This window comes from Photorhabdus bodei (genome assembly GCF_003287735.1).
In the GTDB taxonomy this organism is placed as follows: Bacteria; Pseudomonadota; Gammaproteobacteria; order Enterobacterales; family Enterobacteriaceae; genus Photorhabdus; species Photorhabdus kayaii.
This window is the reverse complement of sequence record NZ_NSCM01000021.1, coordinates 23,371-45,935: the sequence shown is the minus strand read 5'-3', so window position 1 is coordinate 45,935 and position 22,565 is coordinate 23,371. Positions and strand designations below refer to the sequence as shown.

Genomic DNA, 22,565 nt, shown 5'->3' with positions numbered 1-22,565 from the left:
TTGTTTAATTATACATACTGGTTTTGTTGAAATATTTTTATTTACTGTAATCAAAAATTAAATTATGAGAAATTATTGCAATAATATCGATAATAATCCGAATTAAATAATTTAAGTTTTTCTTCTACGTTAATAAAGGAAATTCGCTGAAATCTGTTCATTAGATGAGTTTGATAAAAATATCATTGTTGAATAATTGCTGTCTGATTAGGGGGCGTTATGTATTCGATACAATTAAGGTTACCTAATTAACCTGAATTCTGGATAAAAAATTGAGTTAAGCGTCTGTTCCAAGATCATAACTGTCGACCAGAAAAAAATGATCTAAATAAGGAACAGGCATGGACAAATTAGTTGAACTTTTTTGTGATACGACGATTTTTGCCGTATTTTTATTCAACAATGGAAACAATTTTTTCTCGAAAATGGATATCGTCAGCGCAGCCACCAGGGCCGTATGAATATCAGCGAGATAATGGCTATTTTGATATTCTTTCATAGATCCTGTATGAGCTGCTCAGCCAATAAGAGTATCGCGATGATAATCATCACGGTGCCGGATACCCGGCTGACAATGTAAGCTGAGCTTACCTTAAAGTTTTTGGGATAAAAATTATTTTTTCCTGAATCAGGTGTTAACTCACCTAATGTATACTCGTTGGGTTAGTTTTGAATAATTTTCCTGAAATGTTGGACGATCTCTTCGGGGGCACCGTTTAACCCATCTATATCCAGTAAAGTGCCTTTCTCAAATTTAACGATGGCCTTACCACTATTCTCAACGACCCCATTACCATGTTCCAGATTTACATTAAGCTTGAGAGCATAATTATTCGCCGGACTGATATTTTCCCACATGATAACTTGACCATTAGAGTTTGTATAGATAATGATTCCTGAGATAAATCTCATAGTTGCTGTGACCTGATTGGCCGTAATTTTGGAATCCTCAAATGAAATGAGTGGTATGCCTAACACGATATCCTAGAATTTTATTCCATACGTCTCATTTTCAAAACTTATGGGAGGATATTGTTCCCCCGTAGCTCTCTTTTCTATATTTGCTGAAGACATAATTGATTGACCTTTTTTCGATCATATGCCACCACAGCATTCCATCCTAAAGTAACACTTTTACCATTTAACTGGTTAATTATATCATTTTTTGTATACATGTATGTTCCTAATAATTAAAAGGTAAGTGATATAAACACCAGCAACTATATCAATTTAATAGTTTGATCATATTTTATTTATACCTTATGGATTTCAAGATGCATCGCGGCGGCAAGGGAGCGAATCCCCGGGAGCATAGATAACTATGTGACCGGGGTGAGTGAGTGCAGCCAACAAAGAGGCAACTTGAAGGATGACAGGTATAAACTAAAACAATAAACGGATATTGATAATACTTGTAATATATAACATGCTGAAATTTAATGGTAAATGTGTTTATCGTCTGAATGTTATGCAATCGAGCTGTTTTTATTAATGATGTGTTTCGATAAAATTTACTCTCTAGTTTCTTGATAATATATTTAGTGTTGTTTTTAATCTAAATATATCAAAAAATGATATGCTATTGTTATTGTTGATTTATGTTGTGTAAAGCTACTATTTTAATATAGTATCAGTTTTTGATAATACATTAATTTATTATATTTAAAGATGTGAACTATTAGATTATGGTTCAGATTTATTGATAGTGATATAGTAGTTAATAGTTAGGTTATTGGAACAGGTTTTCTATTTTTATAGTATATAAGGTAGTGTCAATGTTAATATTTAATCGTTAATTAAATTTGTCGAAAGTGTTGAGTAGATCATCAATAGAATTAAACTGAGGGGGTTTTTTATCACCTAATATTGCTATTACTGAGTATTCTCCAGATGAACTATTAATTTACTATGAATGACTTATTCATAAAATAATGTTGTATGGAGTAATGACTTAGATTCTCTGTATCTGGGGTTGTCAATTTCTTGATAATTGGTGGCATAGGTAGTCTCTATTTAAATTGACTAGCCACTATTTTTACTATGTCAAAACTATATTTGTTATTTAAATATATGGAGGATGTAATGAGTAACGCAAATGATATAATTAATAGTTTAAGAATGCGCAGTGTTGCGTTGGGTTGGGATGCCGTTGTTGCTTATGATCGAAATAAAGTTAATCAATTATTGCTTCAGCAATATATAGGAAAGAGAGCTACGGGGGAACAATATCCTCCCATAAGTTTTGAAAATGAGACGTATGGAATAAAATTACAGGATATCGTTTTAGGTGTGCCACTTATTTCATTTGAAAATGCCATTATTACAACTAATCAAGCTTTAGTGACCATGAAGTTTATTTCTGGTTCGATTGTCTATACAAACTCTAATGGTCAAGTTATCAAGTGGGAAAATATCAGTCCGGCGAATAATTATGCTCTTAAGCTTAATGTAAATCTGGAACATGGTAATGGGGTCGTTGAGGATGATGGTAGGGTTGTCATCAAATTTGAGAAAGGCACTTTACTGGATATAAAAGGGTTAAATGATGCTCCAGCAGAGATTGTGCAGTATTTTAGGCAATATATTCAGTCTAATCCTAATGAATACATTCTAGGTGTATTAAAGCCTGATAATGGTAAAAATAAACTTTATCCTAAAAAATTTATTGTTCGCACACAACCAGCCCCTGGCGGAACATTACGAGATTCGAAAAACTATGGTGATGGAGCTGTACTGCTTTTTATTGCTACTAATTATAATGCAGATGGGGGTAACCTGCCAGGACCTAACTATCCTTACATTATTCCCGAAGGAAGATCGGCAGCTCTCATTATTGGGAACGCAACCCTATTCGGTAATATATTTGCTGAACATTTTAAAAAATATATTGATGATGCTGATTTGAAATCCATCACTTCAGGGCAGAATAGTCCTACAATTTTGCAGTTTATTGGAGGATATACACCGACAAATGAAATTATAGATGGTTATGTAACTTTATTAGATTCAAAGACTAGCTATAAGAGCTGTGATGAGAAAAGAGAAGTGCGGGTTGCTCATCTGCCATTTAATAAATTTACTATAGCTGTTGATTCTGAAGATAATGAAAGTAAGCATGTTGTTTTACAATTCCCTGAGAACCATACTTATAATCATCCATTCTCAGTATCTTGGGATTATTACGGCCCGGCAGGGTGGATACATCAAGATTATTTAAATTATTACACTTTTAGTTGTGATGGGAAATGCAAGGCTGAAGTTTCTCTGAAGGAAAATAATATTATTTCATTTTCAACGGTTGGCAAGATAACCGTTAAATGTATTAAGTCAGAACATAGTGGATTAATTCTTATTGAAAGTGATGGAACAGAGAAGATGGCAAACCAGCTCACAGATAAAATTAATGAGACTGGTTTTTTCGAATTACCTGATATCAATACATTTTATATTCAGCATATTCTGTTTCCGAACTCGGAAGTTTTGGAGTTTGATCAGATTGCTATTCCTGGAGATTTGGTCTTATTCGGTGATATTAGCCCTACCTTGACAGGTCTGAAAGTTGAACCCGCAGAGACACTTCTGTCTGCCAATAAAACCCAACAATTTACTGCGACCCCAGCTCAGAATGTTAAATGGTCAATCAGCCCTGTAGATCTAGGTAGTATCAGTACCTCAGGACTTTATACAGCCCCTTCAGTGGCCTCTATTGGTGAGTCTAAACCGTGAAAGTGACAGCATCAAACAGCGATGGCTCAATCTCTTCAGCACTCAACAAATTGCAGTAAAATTAACAAATCCACCAGCAAGGTATAAGGAATATTCTACAGGTATTAATAGTACGCCCGGTATGGAAAGTTGTTGTTAGTGTACTGGGACCTATTGACTATTCATCAATTATTCAAACTAGTTAGCTACAAGTTTATTTTACCTCAGGTACGAGGTGAAGCTTTAGGATGGAAATCTGTCAGCGATAGTTTGAATGTAAAGGTGACTGATATATAGGGGAACAGTGGGATTATTAAATTAACCTAGGATGATGAAGAACATTATTATATTCCCATGATTGGCTAATTGTAGTTTAGTAGGTGGCAAGAATAGTCTTGCCACTCTACTTAAAAGAGACGATTCGAAAAAATACAAAGTGGAATCTGTGTCTAATGAATTCAATACTCAATCGTCAAATTTTAATAATTCTATACCCGTTATCTTTCAAGTTGCCTCTTTGTTGGCTGCACTCACTCACCCCGGCCACATCGTTGCCTTGGATATCACAAGATATACCCGTTATCCTTCAAGTTGCCTCTTTGTTGGCGGCACTCGCTCACCCCGGTCACATAGTTACCTATGCTCCCGGGGATTCACTCCCTTGCCGTCGCGATGCATCTTGAAATCCATAGGGTATATAAGGTTAGTTAAATATTAAGCGTTTTTATCAATTCAACTATGGCAACGGTGATACCCTGTAAAATAATAGTAGGTTGGGTAGGTTATATTAGTCATATCGCTCGTGTAGGCTGAATCATTAAGTCATTAGGTGTCATGTCGACGGTTTACCTGAAAGCGGATAATTGTTATTGGATAAAAAGTTGAGGAAACTCTTCGGTAGGTTGGAGTGAAATGGGGAATATGATGGGCAGTGTCTGGATAATATCTGGGATGTTTTTGCTGTCAGCAATTTGGTCACGAAATGTAGAACATGCCAGTTGGTGATGTTCAGATGTTCACAATACTGTTTTCTGGCCAGGTCACTGCGACATCAGTTGATAATATGCTGTTGTTTTTGTTCGGCCATGTATTGGATACGGTTCATGATGTTAGGCTCCAAATAAAGAAAGGAAGCTGTAGCATGCATGAACCGGATGGCTGGGATAAGGTAAGGCCACCGGGCATTTATCTTATATCTGAAAGCGCCGGTTGTTTTTTTATACAGATTTTTTAGTGTTAACTGTTTTAAAATCGTTGCTTCTCATACTATAAAACTGAAAACCTAATGAAATAACCATAGAGAGAACCGCAAAATAAATTAGAGCTATAGTACCCATTCCTAGAGATATAACTATTCCACCTAATGTAGCTCCTACCGAGCTTCCTAGATAGTTAATCGAACTATTGAGCGCGACGGCTGCGCTTCCGTGTTTAGGCTGATAAGATAATAAAATATGTTGCTGAGGTGCTCCTGATGCCCATCCCATAGCTCCCCATATGAAAAACGGTAAATATTTTATAAGCGATAGGTTAATCATTATTGGAATACATACGACGGAACATGTTAAAATGATTAGAATAAGTGCCATTAGAGTTTTGGGTTTTTTAAAGTAGTCAATTAAATACCCAATTGATATACTACCAAATAATCCACCTAATCCCCAAGCCCATAAATATATTGTTAAATCATTTGAGTTATTAAGGTCTTTTAGTAATGGAGATAAATAGGTATATAAACCCAAGCTTGCAATACTTGCAAAGAATGTTATTAAGACAGTGATGGTTACTCTTTTATCTAAAAACATTGCAATTCTTTCTTTTATAGCTGGAGGAGCTGTGACTGGAACATGTGGTAGAAATTTAAGAATGCTTAAAGCAGAAATTAAACTAAGAAGAACGACAAACCACATTGCCAATTAAATTGGTTAGCAATGTAAAGGCCTATAGGAACACCTAATACAGTTCCCATGCTCATTCCACCTATTGTTAAGCCAAGTGCTCTCCCTTTCTTTTCCACAGGTACTAACATAGTTGCTCCTGTTACAGCTAATGGTGAAAATAAACCAGCACCAACACCAGCAATTGCTCTTGATATCAAAAATATAGAGAAATTTGGAGAGACGGCTGTTAATGCATTTGCAAGTCCAAAGATTACTATAGAAGTTAATAGAACTTTTTTTATAGGTTTACCTGCTAAAAGAGAAGCAAATAATGGAGCAGATACTGCATAACATAAGGTAAATATACTTACGGCTTGTCCGACTTGAGAGGCGCTTTTTTGATAACTATCGCTAATTCCAGGTACAAGTCCGGCGATAATATAAGCATCAAATCCCAATGAAAACATACCTATAGCTAAAAAAATGACATTTTTCATGGTTTTTACACCTTTACATAGTTGAAAATATTATAAATAATGAACTTTATTATATTATACCCTATGGATTTCAAGATGCATCGCGGCGGCAAGGGAGCGAATCCCCGGGAGCATAGAGAACTATGTGACCGGGGTGAGTGAGTGCAGCCAACAAAGAGGCAACTTGAAAGATGACGGGTATATAATCACTTGGTTATTAAAGTAGAGTAATAATTATTTTATCAATATAGTGTACATTCGCATAGTAACGTTAAATAACTTTATTTATACTATAAAATAATTTATCAGGAGGGTACCTCAATGTCTTACGTGGGTGATTATTAAGCCTATTCATGATAAATCTTATTTCCTGTTCTGTCACTGATGAAAAGTTTATTCTCTTTGGAAAATACTGACGAATCAATCCATTTGTGTTTTCATTGACACCAAGTTCTCGGGAATAAGGGGGCGAAAAATAGATTTGAGTACCTAATAATTTAGCCATCCATTCATGTTCAGAAAACTCTAGGCCATGTTACCTCAGTAACAAAACAATGAGTAACTATTTCTATCAAACTATTAAGTGGTATCACTTCACATAATAGAAAGATATATACCCTATGGATTTCAAGATGGATCGCGACGGCAAGGGAGCGAATCCCCGGGAGCATAGATAACTATGTGACCGGGGTGAGTGAGCGCAGCCAACAAAGAGGCAACTTGAAAGATGACGGGTATAAATCCATAATTGGAGGCTCAATATGTATATAGAAATACTTAGTAAAAAGCTAGCAGCATTGAAAAAAAGTGGACAATATCGTGAGTTTGTTACATTAAATCGTATTCGTGGACAATATCCTTTAGCTAAACTAAATAGCTCAAACAATGGTGAGTCTGTTGTTGTTTGGTGTAGTAATGATTACTTAGGAATGTCTCAACATCCAGTTGTCGTTGAAGCTATGCATAGTGCGATTGATTTATTTGGTGCGGGTTCGGGGGGATCTCGTAATATCGGGGGTACTCACTATCATTATGGAGTTTTAGAATCTTCGCTAGCTGAATGGCATGATAAAGAATCGGCACTAGTATTTCCAACAGGATATGGCATCAAATGATGCAACGTTGCAGTGTTTATTACGTTTATTTGAAAACTGTATAGTTTTTTCTGATGAACTCAATCATGCTTCTATTATTAATGGTATATGTAGTACGAAGGTAGAACGTGCAATTTTTAGACATAACGATACAAAAAATTTAGAAAAGTTACTTGCGGAACAACCGTATGAACGACCAAGATTAATTGTTTTTGAATCGATTTACTCTATGGATGGCGATATTGCGCCAATTAAAGAAATTGTAGTCCTTGCTAAAAAGTATAATGCTTTAACATTTCTTGATGAAGTACATGCAATTGGTATGTATGGGCCTAGAGGTGCAGGAATTGCTGCTGACTTAGGTATTGCAGGTTCAATTGATATTATTCAAGGAACTATGGCTAAGGGAATTGGTATTATTGGCGGGTATATTACTGGTTCTGAACCAATAATTGATACAATTCGTTCTTTTGCTTCAGGGTTTATATTTACGACTTCATTACCACCAGCTATAGTGGCGGCATGTTATGCAAGTGTTGAGTACTTGAAAGTTTCTGATACAGAAAGAAAAAAACTACATAAAAAAACTAAAATGCTAAGAGATTCTTTCAATAAAGCAGGAATTCCGATCATGAATTCTAGTGAGATACATATATTACCTGTGTTAATTGGAGATGCAATAAAATGTAAAGCAGTAGCACATCAGTTACTTGAAAAACATAATGTTTATTTACAACCAATTAATTCACCAACTGTACCAGTTGGAACTGAGAGACTTAGGGTAAATATTACTCCTAATCATTCGGAAGAACAAATTATACAATTAACTAATGCGTTGACTGAAGTATTTCTTTCATTTGATATGCCCAATAGATTTCAAATTACTTCGCAGCGGCAGGTAAGTAAATCCTCAGCCACACAACTAATTATGTGACTGGGAAGAGTAAGCGTAGCCAACAAAGATATAACTTGAAAGATGAAGAGAATATACCCGTTATCTTTCAAGTTGCCTTTTTGTTGGCTGCACTCGCTCACCCCGGTCACATAGTTAGCTGATTCTCTCCCTTGCCGTCGCGATGCATCTTGAAATCCATAGGGTATATTAATTGGGGTCGCTTGACAGTTGCAGTAGAACTTTTAAATATCGCGCTCTAACTCAAAAATCAGATACAACAATTCACTAATAAATAACCTTCCTAAGATTCGTTATTATTTATTCAACGTCTTATAAAAAACGTAACAATATTATTAAAAAATATTTTCAAATATAAATAATTTTATGAATAAATAATTAAAATTATAAATAATATATATTTAAATATATAAAAAGTTAATTATATTGAAATTTTATCATTCATGTGATCTGAAATATAAACGAAATAATTATGACTACAACTATAGAGCAAATAAATGTTGACTATCTAATATTCACTAATATAAATAACAATAATATGTAACTATCACCTAAATAAAGGAATGCAAAATGACATCTGCCTTTGACTCGACCGTATGTGTGGGAACCCCCGCGGTAACTGAATACGTTCGTACCTACAGTTATGGTCTTTAGGTCGGGGAGAATGTCAAATCTGTATCGACAAACGACAAACAGCTTTTCGCAGCGCGAAGGGTTTCGCTTAAAAACAGGCAAGGATCATTGCAATGGCTTATATATCCAAAGACTTCACGAACCTGCTCAATACCCTGATCGATGGACAGATTGAAGCAGCAAGTCGTCAGACCGAATGGTTTAACATGAGTCCTGATGAGCGTGCCGACTACATCAGGCAGGTAGACGAGCGGTTACAGGAAATGCAGCAGAGTACGCTGAGTGTGCTGGCTGCCCAGCATTTTCAGATGCAGGACAACCCCGTTTCTGTTGGCGACCAGTTGCAGACATTGCAGCAAAGACGGCAGCAGATGAACGATGTGCCCGGCACACCGGCGATCAACGCCTATAAGCAGCAACTGGACCGCGACATCCTGCTATACAGCCGACAGCAGACCGCCATAACGCACTTTGACAGCACTTGGCGTAAAGCTTTGACCATGCTCAATCCTGGCGGCTCTAAGACCTTGAAGACGACGACCCTGAGGGAGGACGCGGCGGGCAAGCAGGCTAAGCTGGATACCGAGATCAAACGTCTGGAACAACAACTGACTATACAGGTGGCTGCCTCCACGTTCAGCCCAAAATACGTGACGCTGTTTTCCAAACTACAGGCCTACAAGGAGGTCAATGCCCGCTACAACGCCTTACTCAAAGCATCCTCTACGGAAGAGGCTGCAGTTTTCGGCGGGCTGACCACGGTGCCTCCGGCCTCCGATGATCTGCCGGTAAATATTTCGTTGCTGATGATGGAGGAGCGCCCTGGCTACATCCGCATGAACGTCGCACTAGTTAATGCCAGCACCGATGGCCGCTTCAAAGATTTCTTCCTGGAGAACGGTAGATTAGTTGTGTCGGCGGACAGGGTATTCAACTTCTCCTTCGGTACTGCAGCCCGCTCCCTAGCCTGGCAACAACAATACCGGCTCAAGAGTGAGCCGCCATCCTTTCGCTCGCCGACCTATACACCAATTCGCTCGGTGCTGGTCAAAACCGAATTCGTCGAGAAGTACTTCGCCAACTACCTAGTTTCGGAAAGCACCTTGCGTGAAGGCTTCAAGGCGCAGTTGCTGGGTAATGGTCGCAAAATGCTGCTGACCAGCGTTGACCGCAAGGTGCCGAACCAGGTCGGGATTCAGGTGTCCGGCCAGGTTTCGAATACCACCATCACCCGTGAGGTACCATTGGCAAGCGCCTTGAGTGACCTGATCAACCAGAATGCTGATATCGCTAGCTTCCAGACTATCGGCCTGGAGGGGTTTCGCCAGAACGGTTACCACCCGGACCGTGACGGGCTTTTCGTTAATATCCATGAGCTGGAACGTTCGGTCGGTTTTGCCAGTCGTCAGTACTTGTTGGAAATGCCCCAGGGCAACGGTTACCTACCCGCGACGCCCTTTGGGGTGATGAGCGTTGACGACAACAAGGTCAGCAGCAGTCACTTGAGCAAGGCGCAGACCGACATACTGTATCAATACAACGCCGCATTTTTCGAGAAGCTGGAGCAACTGCGTGAAGGCGGTACGAAGGCCAGTCGTCTGTTTAAAGGCAGCGAAGATCGCAAGGTGTTCGAGCAGCAGCTGGTACGTTTGCTCGAGCGTAACCACATCACCCCCGCAGGGGTGTTGGCGCCGGAGTACTTCCATAACAACATGCGCGATATCAAGGGTAATAACCTAAACAAAGTGCTGTGGGAACAGGCGTTCGCCGCTTCGGTCTGGCGAAGCGGCGATAATGACCCGCTGTTGTTCGGGCTGGCGACGAGACTGGTGAAGAACCCGGCTATGGTTAAGGTCTTGCAAAATGGCTATGTGCAAAGTGATATTGCCCAGGCCAAGGGGCTATTGGCACCGTTGTACGAACAATGGCGCATTCGGGCCATCGAAGCGGAAACCCAGCGAGTCGATAGCGCCAATGCGGCACAGCATCCAAGCAATCCGAAAGCACATGTTTTCGATCAAACTGCGGTTGAGCACTCGCTGGACGACAAACTGCTCACCCTGCTACTGACTGGTCCCCAGGGCCTTGAGAACGCTGATGCGCAACTGCGCCCGGCGGTTGAGGCGGCGCTGTTGAGCAATGAGGGCAGGAGCTTGCGCAAACAGGTCTTGTTCCATGCTTTGCGTCCGGTAGCCGATAGCTTTTCCAAGGCTGCGGTCCCGATCAATCCTCACGCTGCGCTGGGTGACGGCAAGGTCATGATCAATAACCGGTTGAATCAGCCCGATCCGTATCTGATCCTCAATACCAGCCCTGAGGAGCAGACGTATCACGAGGATTCGTACCTGATCAAGGACGATAAGTACCGCAGCTACAACCAGTTCCGTCCGGACCAGAAGAATGACGCCACACGCTACATGAATGACCTGGACACCCCGTTCGTGGGGGGGATTTCCGGGACCACCCAGACCGTCAGTAATGTCTTGCCGGAATTGTTCGGTGGTGCGTTGAGCGTCAAGCAGTATTGGCAATTCCAGATGGCCAATGCGGCATTCATGATCCGTAACGGCTATCACTCGTTCTTTGAAACCCTCTATGTCGCTGCGCGTTACGAACCGGAGGGTGCGGACAGTATCGGCAAGGATATGTTGCAGATGTTCGACAAGTACCGCGCCGAAGGCAGCAAGAGAGAGTTGGAGGGTAAACTGTATGATGGAGTGATGGCGCGGGTCTTGCCGATCATTAATCAGGGCTTGCCAGCGGCTGACGAATTCCATCCACCGCGTTTTACCCGCATAGGTCCAAGCTCGGCGCTGCTGGGGCCGGCGGTGAAGGATCTCAAACTCAAGGCTGGGCTGGTGTCTGTAGGTGATGGATTTGAGCCCCGACAAGGTAGTGCCGATATCCATCAGTTTGCCACTGATCCTGTACTGTTTGCCAAAACCCACACCATCAGTGCTGAGGTGCTGGTCAGGTTGGGGCGCCTCCCGGCAGAGGGGAGAGCCCAGTTGGTGAAGGTCGGGTCAGGCTTATACGAGCTCGAATACACTGAACAAAACGCCAATAGCATATCCTCAATCAGCGTGCCGGCGTACTTCCTCGGCTACAATGGCCCGAACCAGGCCAATGCGGTACCCGCCTATGTGGACATTCCCAAGCATGCGGTCGCAGGGAGTTTTCTGTTCACCGGGACACTATCGGGCGGCTCGTTGGTGGTGACCAGCCTCGATGCCAATACCTACCGGGTTTACCACGATGGCCGATTCAACAGCTCGCTGCTGTATGACAATGTGGTGATGGCGGTCGACTACAAGGATTACCAGGTATCCGGTACCACTGAGGGCCTTGCTGCGGCGTACATGCAGTACGTCAATGGCGAGTGGCAACTGGTGCTCCAGCGCCAGGAATATCAACGAGATGGACAGATGGTCTGGCCGAAGCTGCGTGGTGGTGTGGAGCCACTCTCGATTCAGGTCGCCGGCAGCCAAGTGGTAGAGCGCAACCAGGCCGAATTCGACACTTACCGCGAGCAGGTTCACCAACAACTGAAGACGGTGGCGACGCAGTTTGGGGTGTCGGTCGAAGGAGTTACCGACGGCGTCTACACAGAGGGGGCGTTTTCTCCTGAGCATCCGGCGATTGCTGCATGGACCCGGTTGCGCGAAGCGGTTCAGGCCAAGGTCAAAGCCAACATTGACCAAGTGGCGGACAAACGCTACCAGCTCCAGGAAGCACGACGTACCTCAAGTGATACGGCCTTGATCGACCAGCAGATCAAGCAACTCAATCTTACACAGGACTACTACAGAGCGCAGTACGATCCAGTATTGCGTGAAGCCAGTTCTGTCGAAAAGACTTGGCTCTGGCAGCAGATCAAAGCTAAGGACGGCAGCGTTGCGGTGGTACGGATTGACGATACGGCCATTCAAGGCGAGGAGCGCACTAGCAGCGTGGGAGAACGTTACGCGGCCTCCGAGGCCTATCAGCGCGGGGCACAGGATAGCGGGTTCAATGATGGTTTGCGTAACTTCCGGGAGATCAAGATCCCCGGAGTGGATGACAAAATGTCGGTTCTGGAGATGAAACGCCTGTTTCTTGAAGGAAAACTTACCCATGAGCAACGGGGGGCCTTGAGCGGTCGCATCACCGAAATCAGCCAAGCCGAGTACATCGACAAGGTACTGCGACAGACCGCAATGTTCAGTGAGGACTTCCATGACGCCGGCAGTGTCTTCGACCGCTTAGTACCACAGGACTTTTATCTGTCGCTGGTCGGTGACCGAACCGGTGGCCGTTGCTACCCTTTGGTCAGGACCATGGCTGTGGCATTGGCGGGTGATGGAGAGGCTGGCATCAATAGCCTGGTACAAAAGCTGTTCTTCGCCTCCGCTGACCCGCAGGCGGGCAGCTCCACGCTGCTCAAGAATAGCCTGATCAGTCTGCACTACAATGTTGAGGCCGTTCAGGCTTCCACGGAGCTGGGCCAGTTCAATTTGTCCGAGGTGGTGTCGCGACTGGCCGCAGCAACCAGCACCTCGATGTTTGCACTCAATACCCAGAATCACTCGATGATGGTAGGGAGCACTGTCACGGCCGAAGGCCGTCGCTACTACTTCTATGACCCGAATGTTGGGATCTTTGCCTTCAACAACACCAAGAGTCTGTCCAGGGCTATGGAGCAGCATTTGGTGGTGCGCGGGCTGGCCGCGCACTATGGCTCGTTCGGCAGCAAATCGGCACCAGCCTTCAACCTGATTGAGATCGATACCGGTAAGATGGCTGAGGTACCAGTGGGTAATGGCCTAAACGTGTCTGACCTGACCCGATTCGAGGAACTGTCCAGTGTCATCGGGCAACGGCGCCAGGTCGAGCAGGTGGTGAGTGTACAAGAGCGGGTCACGGAAGACTTGCGACTGAGCCCTGCACTGAAGACCTTTGATGCCGAGCAATGGGGCGCACGGTTCGAAGTCGCCAGCACCCGGCTGGCGCGAGAGCACCAACTGGACAGCCGCTGGCTACCGATTATCGCTACGACGGAAGACCAGGGGGAAGGTCGCTACCGGGTCCAGTTCATTAACCGTGACCAACCCGAGCAGACCCGCTGGTTGAGCACCAACGATAGCACCTTTGTCGAATTCCGGCGTTTCGTCGATGAGCACATGGGTGTATTGAACGATCACTTTACCCTGGAGCACGGCCGGATACGGCCTCGCGGCGGAGTTGGCGAGGCCGCTCCGGTGGATGGGCTGAACGCCGGGTTTGCGGTTCAGACACTGATCCAGTGGTTTGCCGACAAGAACCGCCACGATGCGGCAAGCGGGGTGACTTCGCCTGATCTGGCCACCGCGCTCAAGGTCCACAGCTACCTCAACTTGGTCCAGATGGCTCACGGTGGTGTACAGGATATAGTCAAGGTCACCGAGTTGGTGCGTACGGCGCTGCGCGGTGAAGTGGTGGCCGCCGAAACCTCGTTAAAGGACTTTGCTTCGAACCTGGGCCACACCGTCAACGAAGGTGTCGGCGTGTTGTTTGGCGGAGCTATGGTCGGTCTGGATGCTTATGAATTGGCCTACGCTGAGAACGATGTGCAGAAGGCGGTGTTCGGTACCCAGTTAGCGTTCGACTCGGCGAGCTTCGTCACTGGTACCGCCGGGATGGGGGCTGGTTTGGTCGGTGCTTCGACGGCCGGGGCTGTACTCGGTGGAGCCAGCGTGATCCTTGGCGGACTCGCAGTGGGCTTTACGGCATTGGCTCAAGCCTTTGGTGCGGTCGCCGAGGATGCCAAGGCGGTAGGTCGTTACTTTGATACGGTCAACAAGGCGTACAAAGGTAACGGCTATCGATATGACAACGAGAAAAAGGTGCTGGTGCCTCTTGCCGGGGCGGTGGTCAAGAGCCTTGATTTGCGCAGGAACCAGATTAGCTTCGACAGCCAGTACATCTACCGTACCCATTCGGGCTCTACCGGTTCGGGGAAAATCAATTACTTCTTCTGGGCCGGTGACTTTCCGCGAATGGTCCATGATCGTGGTCAGGCTATCGAAGTGCGTAGCGGTATTGGTTACAAGGATATCTCCCGGCCTCTTGAACACGGCGACAGCAATGTCGTGATCCTGCCGGGCACACCTAAGTCTTACATCAGCTACGAATACATGCTGCTCCCTGGTGCCACCACACGCCATGATGCTGGTTTCGACGTGATACGCAGGCTAGAGGAAGACAAGCGGTTTGACTACGACTTTTATATCTTTCCGGGTGAGGAGACAATCCGCAGGATTCATCATGAGTACGTCGACACCCCAATCGAGGTGATACTCGATCAGCGCAACCGGCAACTGGTGGTGCCCGAGCTACCCAAAGAGCTACACGGCTTTTTGCGCTACGAGATCAAAGGAGCGGGTGGCGAGTACCTGATCGGCCTCAACGAAGGCACCCAAGTTAAGCTCACGAGCGATAGTGCGAGTGCATTGTCGCGCTGGATCATCGATAGCAGTCAGCTCGCCAGTGACAGTATCAGCGTGTCGAAGAACCAACTGGTGGTCGGCGGGGTGGTAGTCGAACGCGATCCGACCCAGAACGGGCAGGTATTGGTGGTCAACGGCAAGGGAGAGGTGCGCGAAGTTGACTTTGCCGGCCTGACAACTCAGGTGGTAAGCGAAGATGCGAGTAAGTGGCAGGTGCCCGGCCAGCAAATTGAGCAGCACCTGAGTGATCTGGCCAAAGCGCATCAGTTGCACGGGCAGTACGTAGTGGTGGAGAACTACAGCCACAATGGGCGAGATGTTGGTCGAGCGTTTTACGATGTAGGCAAGGAGCGGATGTTGTTCACCAACGCCACCCACGAACAGACCAGACATGCCCAATTGGGTGCGGTGATGGGTGACCATGCCTATTTTTACGATGCCGACAACGCGGCGGCGTGGCGGGTAGACATCGCCACTGGACAGGTCGACGCGCAGTTTGAGCCTTGGTTCAACCAGAGTGCGGGCCAGATCAGTCGGCTATGGCAAGAGGGGGATGCGGTCTACCTGGCACGCCGTTATCGACTGAAAGAGAAGGAGGCTGAACTAGAGAAGGAAGCTGAGCTGTGCTATCGGATCCTCGATGATCGAATGGAGTTGGTCAGTGCGGTGGGTGATGATGCGCTGCTCCAGCTTTTAGCACGTACCAGCCAGCATAGTGATGAGCTCAAGACTATACTCAAGGGCTACTACGAGAGCAAAAGCATACAGCGTGAGACTCCGACGTATATATTGGGCGCACGGTTGATCCAGCCGACCAGTGCGGCGCTAGTCACGGTGTTCGGCATGGATGCGGCTGGCGTGGCGCACCGCTACTGGATACGTCCCGGCGACGGGACACTGATCAAGCCGAATCTGGCGCCACTGGCAGATCAGACCCCGCACTTTAAAGAGTACGAGCAAACCCGCAGTGCCTGGCCGATCCCGGCCGACCTGGTGTTAGCGGGGAGCATGTCGCAGCCCGGCGACAAGGAAGTGTTTTTCTTCTACAGTAAAGAGCAAAAGGCCCTGTTCCGACAGGAAGGTCCCGGGCAGGCTGTTCTCGACGCCAGCCATCCCACAGCATTACGCATCAGTACTCCAGCGTTAGCCAACCTGGTCAATCTGAACGGCAGCCTGCTTGTTATCACTGAGGATGGGCGTGTGGCCCGGCTCGATGCACTGGGGCAGTTTAGCTACGAAGCGGTCAATGAGCATTGGCTCAAGGGACGTACCCACTGGTGGCAGGACCTGGCTAGCGTCGCTGACGGCAGAGCTACTCTGGCAGTGTTCGGGGTCAAGGGTACCGACGGCAAGAGCCTGCTGCCAGTGTGGTACCACAACGGTCAGGTAGTCGTGGCTTCGGCCCCCCTGCAAGATAAGCGTTTGCAGTTCTTGGGTTTTGAAGCGGATGGCTCCGGTGCGCGACTGTTCGACCCCGCCAGCGGCAAGTTGTATCGTCAGCCGCCTATGACTGCCGATGCACTGGCTGCCGCGTTCGGTACCGACGAGGTGCTTGAAGTTTCGCCACAGCTTCCTGCCGCCAGTGAGCTGGCGTCTGGACTGCACTTCAAGGCGGCGGAGCAAGTCGATGTCGGGCTACGCCTGACCACCGTCGAAGGCGAGATCCTATTGCGAACCAATGACGGTAAATTGCAGTTGGTCGCCGTCGACAAAGGCTGGCAACAGGACAACTTCGCTCGTCTGCCACAGGCACTTGCTAAGATCGCTGGTCAGTGGCGAGCCAAAGGCGTGCTGACCTTGCAAGGCGATGACACACAAGGCTGGTTCGATGTCGGCAGCGGTCAAGTGTTCTCCTGCGGTAGCATCCAGGCTAAAGACAATCTGCGTTTCATCGGAATTGCTACCGGGAAGAAGGGCGCATATGTGTATAGCCCAACGAACCAGGCGTTATACCGGGTCAAGGACGATGGTGTGCAGAAGCTGAGTCATTACACTAGTGTCGAGCGTATTGGTTCGTCGTTGTTGATTCGGAGCGGGGGCGCGGATGGTCGCTGGGACGACTTGACCCCACCGCTGATCGCTGGTGTTGACAGTGTGGTGTTGCATGGCGGTGCCGATAACGATACCTACCGCCTCAGCCAAGAGATGTGGTCGCATTACCGCACGGTTATCATTGACAACGATGACCCGGGCCAGGCCCTGGACCGCTTGATCATGCCGGTGGTTGATGCGGAAAAAATCCTCGTGAGCCGCCATGAGGATAACTTGATGCTGACTGACTCGACCAATGGCACGACCTTGGTGATGCGCAAGGTGTTCGGTAGCCAGGCGGTGACGCACCAGCATTTGCAAATCGAACTGGAAGGTTCTTCGCTGGTGATGGGAGTGGACCATCTGGTCAAGAACTTTACTCAGAGGAGTTACACCAAAGGGGGGCTGGTAGAGCTGTCTTGGGCCAGTAGACAACCCGTCATCATGCCTCATGCGATTCATTCCGTTGCTGCTGTCCCGGACACGGAGGGGCCGAGCCTAGCGAAGCTGAGCGGGGCTATGGCCTCGTTCCCTGATATCGGCGGTGCCCGCGAGCACCTGCCGCAAAACCGTCAGGCTACGCAGGAGGCGCTGGTGCCACCGTTGTCTTGAGTTAGCAGGAGAAACCACAGGAGGGGCGCAAAGCCCTTCCTGTCCCCGGGCTCCGGTCGAATCATTCCTCCTGTAGTAGAAGCAGATCATGATCAAACCCATCGAAGGCTTACGGTCAAGTTATTGCAAGGTGGTGAATACATTCCTGATGTTTTCAGGTGTGAACAATCGGCCTGCTTAAGTGATCCGCCAGCAGGTACTAGCATTGCGTGGATATGTGTTGCATCAGGTCGGGCTGAAAGGTGTTACTTGGAATAGTAAGATTGCGCATTTGCTGGAGTGTGAGTTGATGCTGTATATCGATGTTGAGCCACAGAGAGAAGAATGTTAATAGGATAAAACAGAATATTCTCGCTGCTGGCTGAACCTGTCTTTTCTACATAAATTCCTTGTTACAAGATGGGGAATCTTTTTGAACTGAGGCAATCTTTTATAACTAACCCTATTCTGATTAATAATAAGAAAGCTGAGCAACCAATAATAAACAATATCGTGTTAATGAATTCATTGATTTTAGTTTGGATGGATTGACAGGTGCAATAGAACTTGTAAGTATTTCGCCAAAGCAAAAAAGTGACACCTAAATTTCTAGGTATCCCAGCTTGGTAACCCTTATGTTCAATTCAATATCGAAGTACTGAAAAGCTAAACCAACCACAGTTATACATTCGGGTTCTTGCATTGGTGGGCCGTTGAGTTCTTATCTCCTAACCAACGTACCTTGAATTGGTGCCCGGAGGCGGAATCGAACCACCGACACGAGGATTTTCAATCCTCTGCTCTACCGACTGAGCTATCCGGGCAACGGGGCGCATTAAACCGTATTCAGCCTAAGTCGTCAATGCCTTTCTGATAAAAAATGATAAAAGCGGATTGATTGCTTTCTTTTTGCTCGGAATTTGTGTGGTTGTTCATCTTAGGCTGATTTTTGTTAACTTAACGCACCATTTTTGCGGCATAAGGCAATAGCTAAAACATCTTCTGCCAGCAGTTTTGCCGTAGTGATATCACCAATATCTCGTTTGAGTAGTAGCTTACTCAGGCAACCTTCCAAAATCAGTTCCATCTGTTTAGCAACGAGTTCGCAATCTTCAATATCCAGTTGATGTAATAGCTCGGTGGTGTAACGGGAAGAACTCTGTTTTTGTAATTCAGCTAATTGATGGATAGGGTGGTCAGATTCAGGGAATGCGCTACAGGCTGCGATAAATAGGCAGCCTGGGTAGCGTTTCTCCTTTACTTTTTCATCAAGGGCTGTGTAACGAGCCAGTAGCTTCTGCTCTGGTGCCAGAGTTTCATCCAGTAATATCTGTCGCTGCCAGACTTCAATCTGTTGGCCGTGATAACGTAGACAGTCATAAAGTAGAGCTTCCCGATCGGGCCAGAATTGCTTGAGATATTCGATATCCATGTTAAGCGAGCCAAAAAGTACCTCAGTTGTGATGGATAAGCCATGTTGCTCCAGTAAGTTTAAGGCATGACTAAGAACTTGTTCTCGTTGCATGGTGTTCTCCTTCTGAATCATTTTGGCAGATGTTGCAAATGCTCATTAAAGCGGGTTGCATCCATAAAACCATTTACCCGTGAATCGGGGATCTCTTTCCCCTGAGAATCAAAAAACAAAATAGTCGGCAATCCCCGAACGCTAAGTTTTTCTAAAAGCTGCTTCTGTTGCGGGCTGTTGTTCGTGACATTGGCCTGTAACAGTAAGGTATCACCTAGTTGTGACTGAACTTGTGGATCGCTGAAAGTATATTTTTCAAATTCTTTACAAGCGGTACACCAGTCAGCATAGAAATCAAGCATAACGGTTTTATGGCTGTTTTGTGTCATTATCTGTTCTAATTCCTGCCAGTTATTTATCTGGCGGAAATTTAGGCTGTGTTGCGGCTGTTGTGTAACCGTTGTACCCCAAAACCAATCCTGTAATGGGCGGGTAGCTATCAGCATCAGAATTAACAATATCAGTTGTATGACTCGTACCCAACCGTTTTGGCTTCTAATCGTCAGAACAAATCCCCATCCTAGGAAACTGACTGCTAGCAGGCTCCATAATCGTATTCCCCATGCATCACCGATAACCCTTTCTAGCAGGAAAATGGGTAGCGCAAGAATAATGAAGCCAAAAGCTTCTTTAACATACTGCATCCAAGGCCCACTGCGTGGCAGGAGTTTGTGACCAAATAGGGTGACAGCAATGAGCGGTAATCCCATTCCCAAAGCGTAAAGATAAAGGGTTAGGCCACCTGCCACGGTATTACCACTTTGAGCAATGTAGAGCAGAATCGCACTTAAAGGCGCGGTAGTACAAGGAGAGCAAATTAATCCCGCTAACGCACCCATAGCGAATACACCGAAAAGTGAACCGTTTTTTTGCTGGTTACTCCAGTTGACTAAGCGCGTCTGAACAGCGGAAGGCAGTTGCAGAGAATAGAGGCCGAACATCGACAGTGCCAGCAGAATAAACAATACTGATAAGCCGATAAGTACATACGGATGTTGCAGTGCGGCCTGAAATTGTAGACCGGCAGCCGCTACAATCAATCCAAGTAGCGTATAGGTGACTGCCATGCCTTGAACATAGCTTAGCGCTAACCAAAATATCTGTCTCAGGCTTTTAGGGCGTTGGCTGCCAAGAATAATGCTGGAAATCAATGGATACATCGGTAGTACACAAGGTGTAAAGGCGATACCGATGCCAATCAAAATTGCCCAGAGTGGTGAGAAAGGTAAATGTTGTTGGTCATTCGATGCACTTTCTGGCGTTTTGTGAACAGGTTCAGCAGGTATGGTGTCAGTTGTTTTTGATGGAATAACTGCATTCAATGGAACAAGGCGGGTTTCTGGTGGATAGCAATATCCTGCGGCGGCACAGCCTTGATAAGTGACAACGATATTAGAATTGTTGTTCGCCTTTGTAACAGGAACATTGACGATGAGTTGTTGGAAATAAACTTCAGTTTCACCAAAGAATTCATCTCGATGAGCTGTACCTTGTGGCAACGTGATTTTACCTAGTGTGGCCTGTTGCGGCTTAATATGAAGTTGTTTGCGATAAAGGTAATAACCCGGTTTGATCTGCCAGTCTAACGTCAATTTGTCGTTTTTTTGCTGAAAATCAAACATGAATGCCTGATCTACTGGCAAATATGGGTTTTGCCCCGGCTGTTCAAACAGCGCGTTTGCTGCCGTTGGGGTAAGGAGGGGGCTGCAAAGCAGCAAAAATAGCATCAGAGTACGTTTAATCATAAAGATAATGATCGCTAATCGAATGAAACAGATTCAGCACTATAACCGAAGGCGGCCAGACCAGAAAGTGTTCTGGTTAAGATTAAGACAGTTATTGAAGGTTTTCAGAGAAAATATATCGCTTGGCAGAAGAGAGTATGTGAAGAGAGTGTGTAGGGGCGGTATACGCCCCTATATTAAGCGGTTATTGGCAGGCAGAATTAAAGGATCATACTGCCGAATAGGAAACCGAAGGCAACAGCTAGAGCAACCCCAATGGTGCCAGGGATAAAGAATGGATGATTAAATACAAAACGGCCGATACGGGTCGTGCCGGTGTCATCCATTTGAACTGCGGCAACTAAGGTTGGATAAGTAGGTAGAATAAACAATCCAGAAACCGCGGAGAAAGAGGCAATGGCAGTCAATGGAGTGACGTTCAGAGCCAAAGCCATCGGCATCAACGCTTTTGCGGTAGCTGCCTGAGAATAGAGTAGGGCGGAACAGAAGAAGAAAATAATCGCTAGCAACCAAGGTTGAGAGTGGATTAAGTCTCCAGCGGTGCCTTTAATCCAATCCATGTTCGCCTGTACAAAAGTATCTCCTAGCCATGCAACACCTAGAATACAGATACATGCGCTCATACCCGCTTTAAAGGTACTGGAGTTCAGAATAGCGTCAGTATCAACTGAACAGAACATCGTCGTGATAGTTGCGACACTCAACATAATGATCAGGATGGCGTGAGTGGTGTTCATCAGGGGTTCTTCAACCAGACCGATGCTTGGGCTATTGAAGATAGCATAAATAACAACACTAATAACACCGGACAGGAATAACAGAACGGAAGTTTTAGCCCTTGGTTTAATCTCAATTTGTTTGCTACCACGCAGAGTTATCAGGTTGTCTTCCAAGCGCTTTAAGTAAACAGGGTCATCAGACAACTTGGAATTAAACGCCCAGGAGATGATGAAAGACATCAGAACAATAGCGGCGAAAGTGGATGGTAATAGCACCATTAACAGATGGATATAGCTAACGCCGTGGCCTTCCATCAGAGAAGACATATAAACGACCGCCGCGGAAATTGGTGAGGCGGTGATGCCAATTTGGGCCGCTACAACCGCAGTGGAAAGTGGACGGCATGGCTTAATGCCTTGCTCTTTCGCAACTTCAGTAATAACAGGTAGTGCTGACAGAGAGATGTTACCTGTACCTGCAAACAGTGTCAGGAAATAGGTAACGATAGGTGCGAGTATCGTGATGTATTTTGGATTTTTACGCAGCAGTTTTTCAGTCTGCTGAACCAGATAATCCAGACCACCGGCAACCTGCATTGCAGAGATAGCGGCGATAACGGCCATAATGATGGAAATAACATCAAATGGGATATGCCCTGGTTTAACGCCAATTATAGCCAGCACCAGAACGCCAAGACCACCGGCAAATCCAATGCCAATTCCCCCTAATCTTGCACCCAGGAAGATGGCCAGCAGAACGATAATCAATTCTACGGCTAACATAATAGT

General features: G+C 45.7%; 11 protein-coding genes, 1 tRNA gene and 2 pseudogenes. 8 read left to right on the top strand and 6 right to left on the bottom strand.

From position 1 onward, the window contains the following. Nucleotides 1-341 precede the first annotated feature (341 nt). Nucleotides 342-505: pseudogene (locus tag CKY02_RS25765) on the top strand (IS982 family transposase); the annotation flags it as partial. Between the two features lie 158 nt (nt 506-663). Here CKY02_RS25765 and CKY02_RS13170 read toward each other — a convergent pair. Then, nucleotides 664-912, bottom strand: a complete 249-nt coding sequence (locus CKY02_RS13170) for a hypothetical protein (RefSeq protein WP_146747439.1) — start codon at nt 910-912, stop codon at nt 664-666. Between the two features lie 1,170 nt (nt 913-2,082). On the opposite strand from CKY02_RS13170, the gene CKY02_RS13165 reads away from it, so the two are divergent. Next, nucleotides 2,083-3,726 (top strand): hypothetical protein, encoded by a 1,644-nt coding sequence (locus CKY02_RS13165; protein ID WP_112895623.1) that lies wholly within the window; start codon nt 2,083-2,085, stop codon nt 3,724-3,726. A 431-nt stretch (nt 3,727-4,157) separates the two neighbouring features. Then, nucleotides 4,158-4,388, top strand: a complete 231-nt coding sequence (locus tag CKY02_RS24640; RefSeq protein ID WP_112895622.1) for a hypothetical protein — start codon at nt 4,158-4,160, stop codon at nt 4,386-4,388. 534 nt (nt 4,389-4,922) lie between these two features. Here CKY02_RS24640 and CKY02_RS13150 read toward each other — a convergent pair. After that, nucleotides 4,923-6,052, bottom strand: a pseudogene (locus CKY02_RS13150) (MFS transporter). A gap of 770 nt (nt 6,053-6,822) precedes the next feature. Here CKY02_RS13150 and CKY02_RS25760 point away from each other — a divergent pair. From CKY02_RS25760 to CKY02_RS25755, 5 genes are all read left to right on the top strand, one after another. Further along, nucleotides 6,823-7,176, top strand: a complete 354-nt coding sequence (locus tag CKY02_RS25760) for an aminotransferase class I/II-fold pyridoxal phosphate-dependent enzyme (RefSeq protein ID WP_240002052.1) — start codon at nt 6,823-6,825, stop codon at nt 7,174-7,176. Then, nucleotides 7,163-8,089, top strand: a complete 927-nt coding sequence (gene hemA / locus CKY02_RS13145; protein ID WP_240002051.1) for a 5-aminolevulinate synthase — start codon at nt 7,163-7,165, stop codon at nt 8,087-8,089. Before CKY02_RS25760 ends, hemA begins: the two co-directional genes overlap by 14 nt. After that, nucleotides 8,086-8,211 carry a hypothetical protein gene (locus CKY02_RS26305; protein ID WP_274382212.1) on the top strand — a complete coding sequence of 42 codons (126 nt, stop codon included), beginning with the start codon at nt 8,086-8,088 and terminating at the stop codon, nt 8,209-8,211. Before hemA ends, CKY02_RS26305 begins: the two co-directional genes overlap by 4 nt. A 603-nt stretch (nt 8,212-8,814) precedes the next feature. Beyond that, nucleotides 8,815-17,808 (top strand): insecticidal toxin MCF, encoded by an 8,994-nt coding sequence (gene mcf / locus CKY02_RS13140; RefSeq protein ID WP_112895620.1) that lies wholly within the window; start codon nt 8,815-8,817, stop codon nt 17,806-17,808. Nucleotides 17,809-17,989: 181 nt separating this feature from the next. Then, on the top strand, nt 17,990-18,139 hold the full coding sequence (locus CKY02_RS25755; protein WP_238399278.1) for a hypothetical protein: 150 nt from the start codon (nt 17,990-17,992) through the stop codon (nt 18,137-18,139). Between the two features lie 396 nt (nt 18,140-18,535). Here CKY02_RS25755 and CKY02_RS13130 read toward each other — a convergent pair. The 4 genes from CKY02_RS13130 to CKY02_RS13115 form a co-directional block, all read right to left on the bottom strand. Beyond that, nucleotides 18,536-18,611 (bottom strand) — tRNA-Phe (locus CKY02_RS13130). A gap of 128 nt (nt 18,612-18,739) precedes the next feature. Then, on the bottom strand, nt 18,740-19,312 hold the full coding sequence (dicD, locus tag CKY02_RS13125) for a division control transcriptional repressor DicD (protein WP_112895619.1): 573 nt from the start codon (nt 19,310-19,312) through the stop codon (nt 18,740-18,742). Between the two features lie 17 nt (nt 19,313-19,329). Continuing rightward, entirely contained in the window at nt 19,330-21,057 is a 1,728-nt protein-coding gene (locus CKY02_RS13120) for a protein-disulfide reductase DsbD (protein WP_112895618.1), read from the bottom strand. A 200-nt stretch (nt 21,058-21,257) separates the two neighbouring features. Further along, the gene (locus CKY02_RS13115) at nt 21,258-22,559 is read right to left on the bottom strand and encodes an anaerobic C4-dicarboxylate transporter (protein WP_112895617.1); all 1,302 of its coding nucleotides are present in this window, start codon (nt 22,557-22,559) and stop codon (nt 21,258-21,260) included. Between the last annotated feature and the right edge of the window lie 6 nt (nt 22,560-22,565).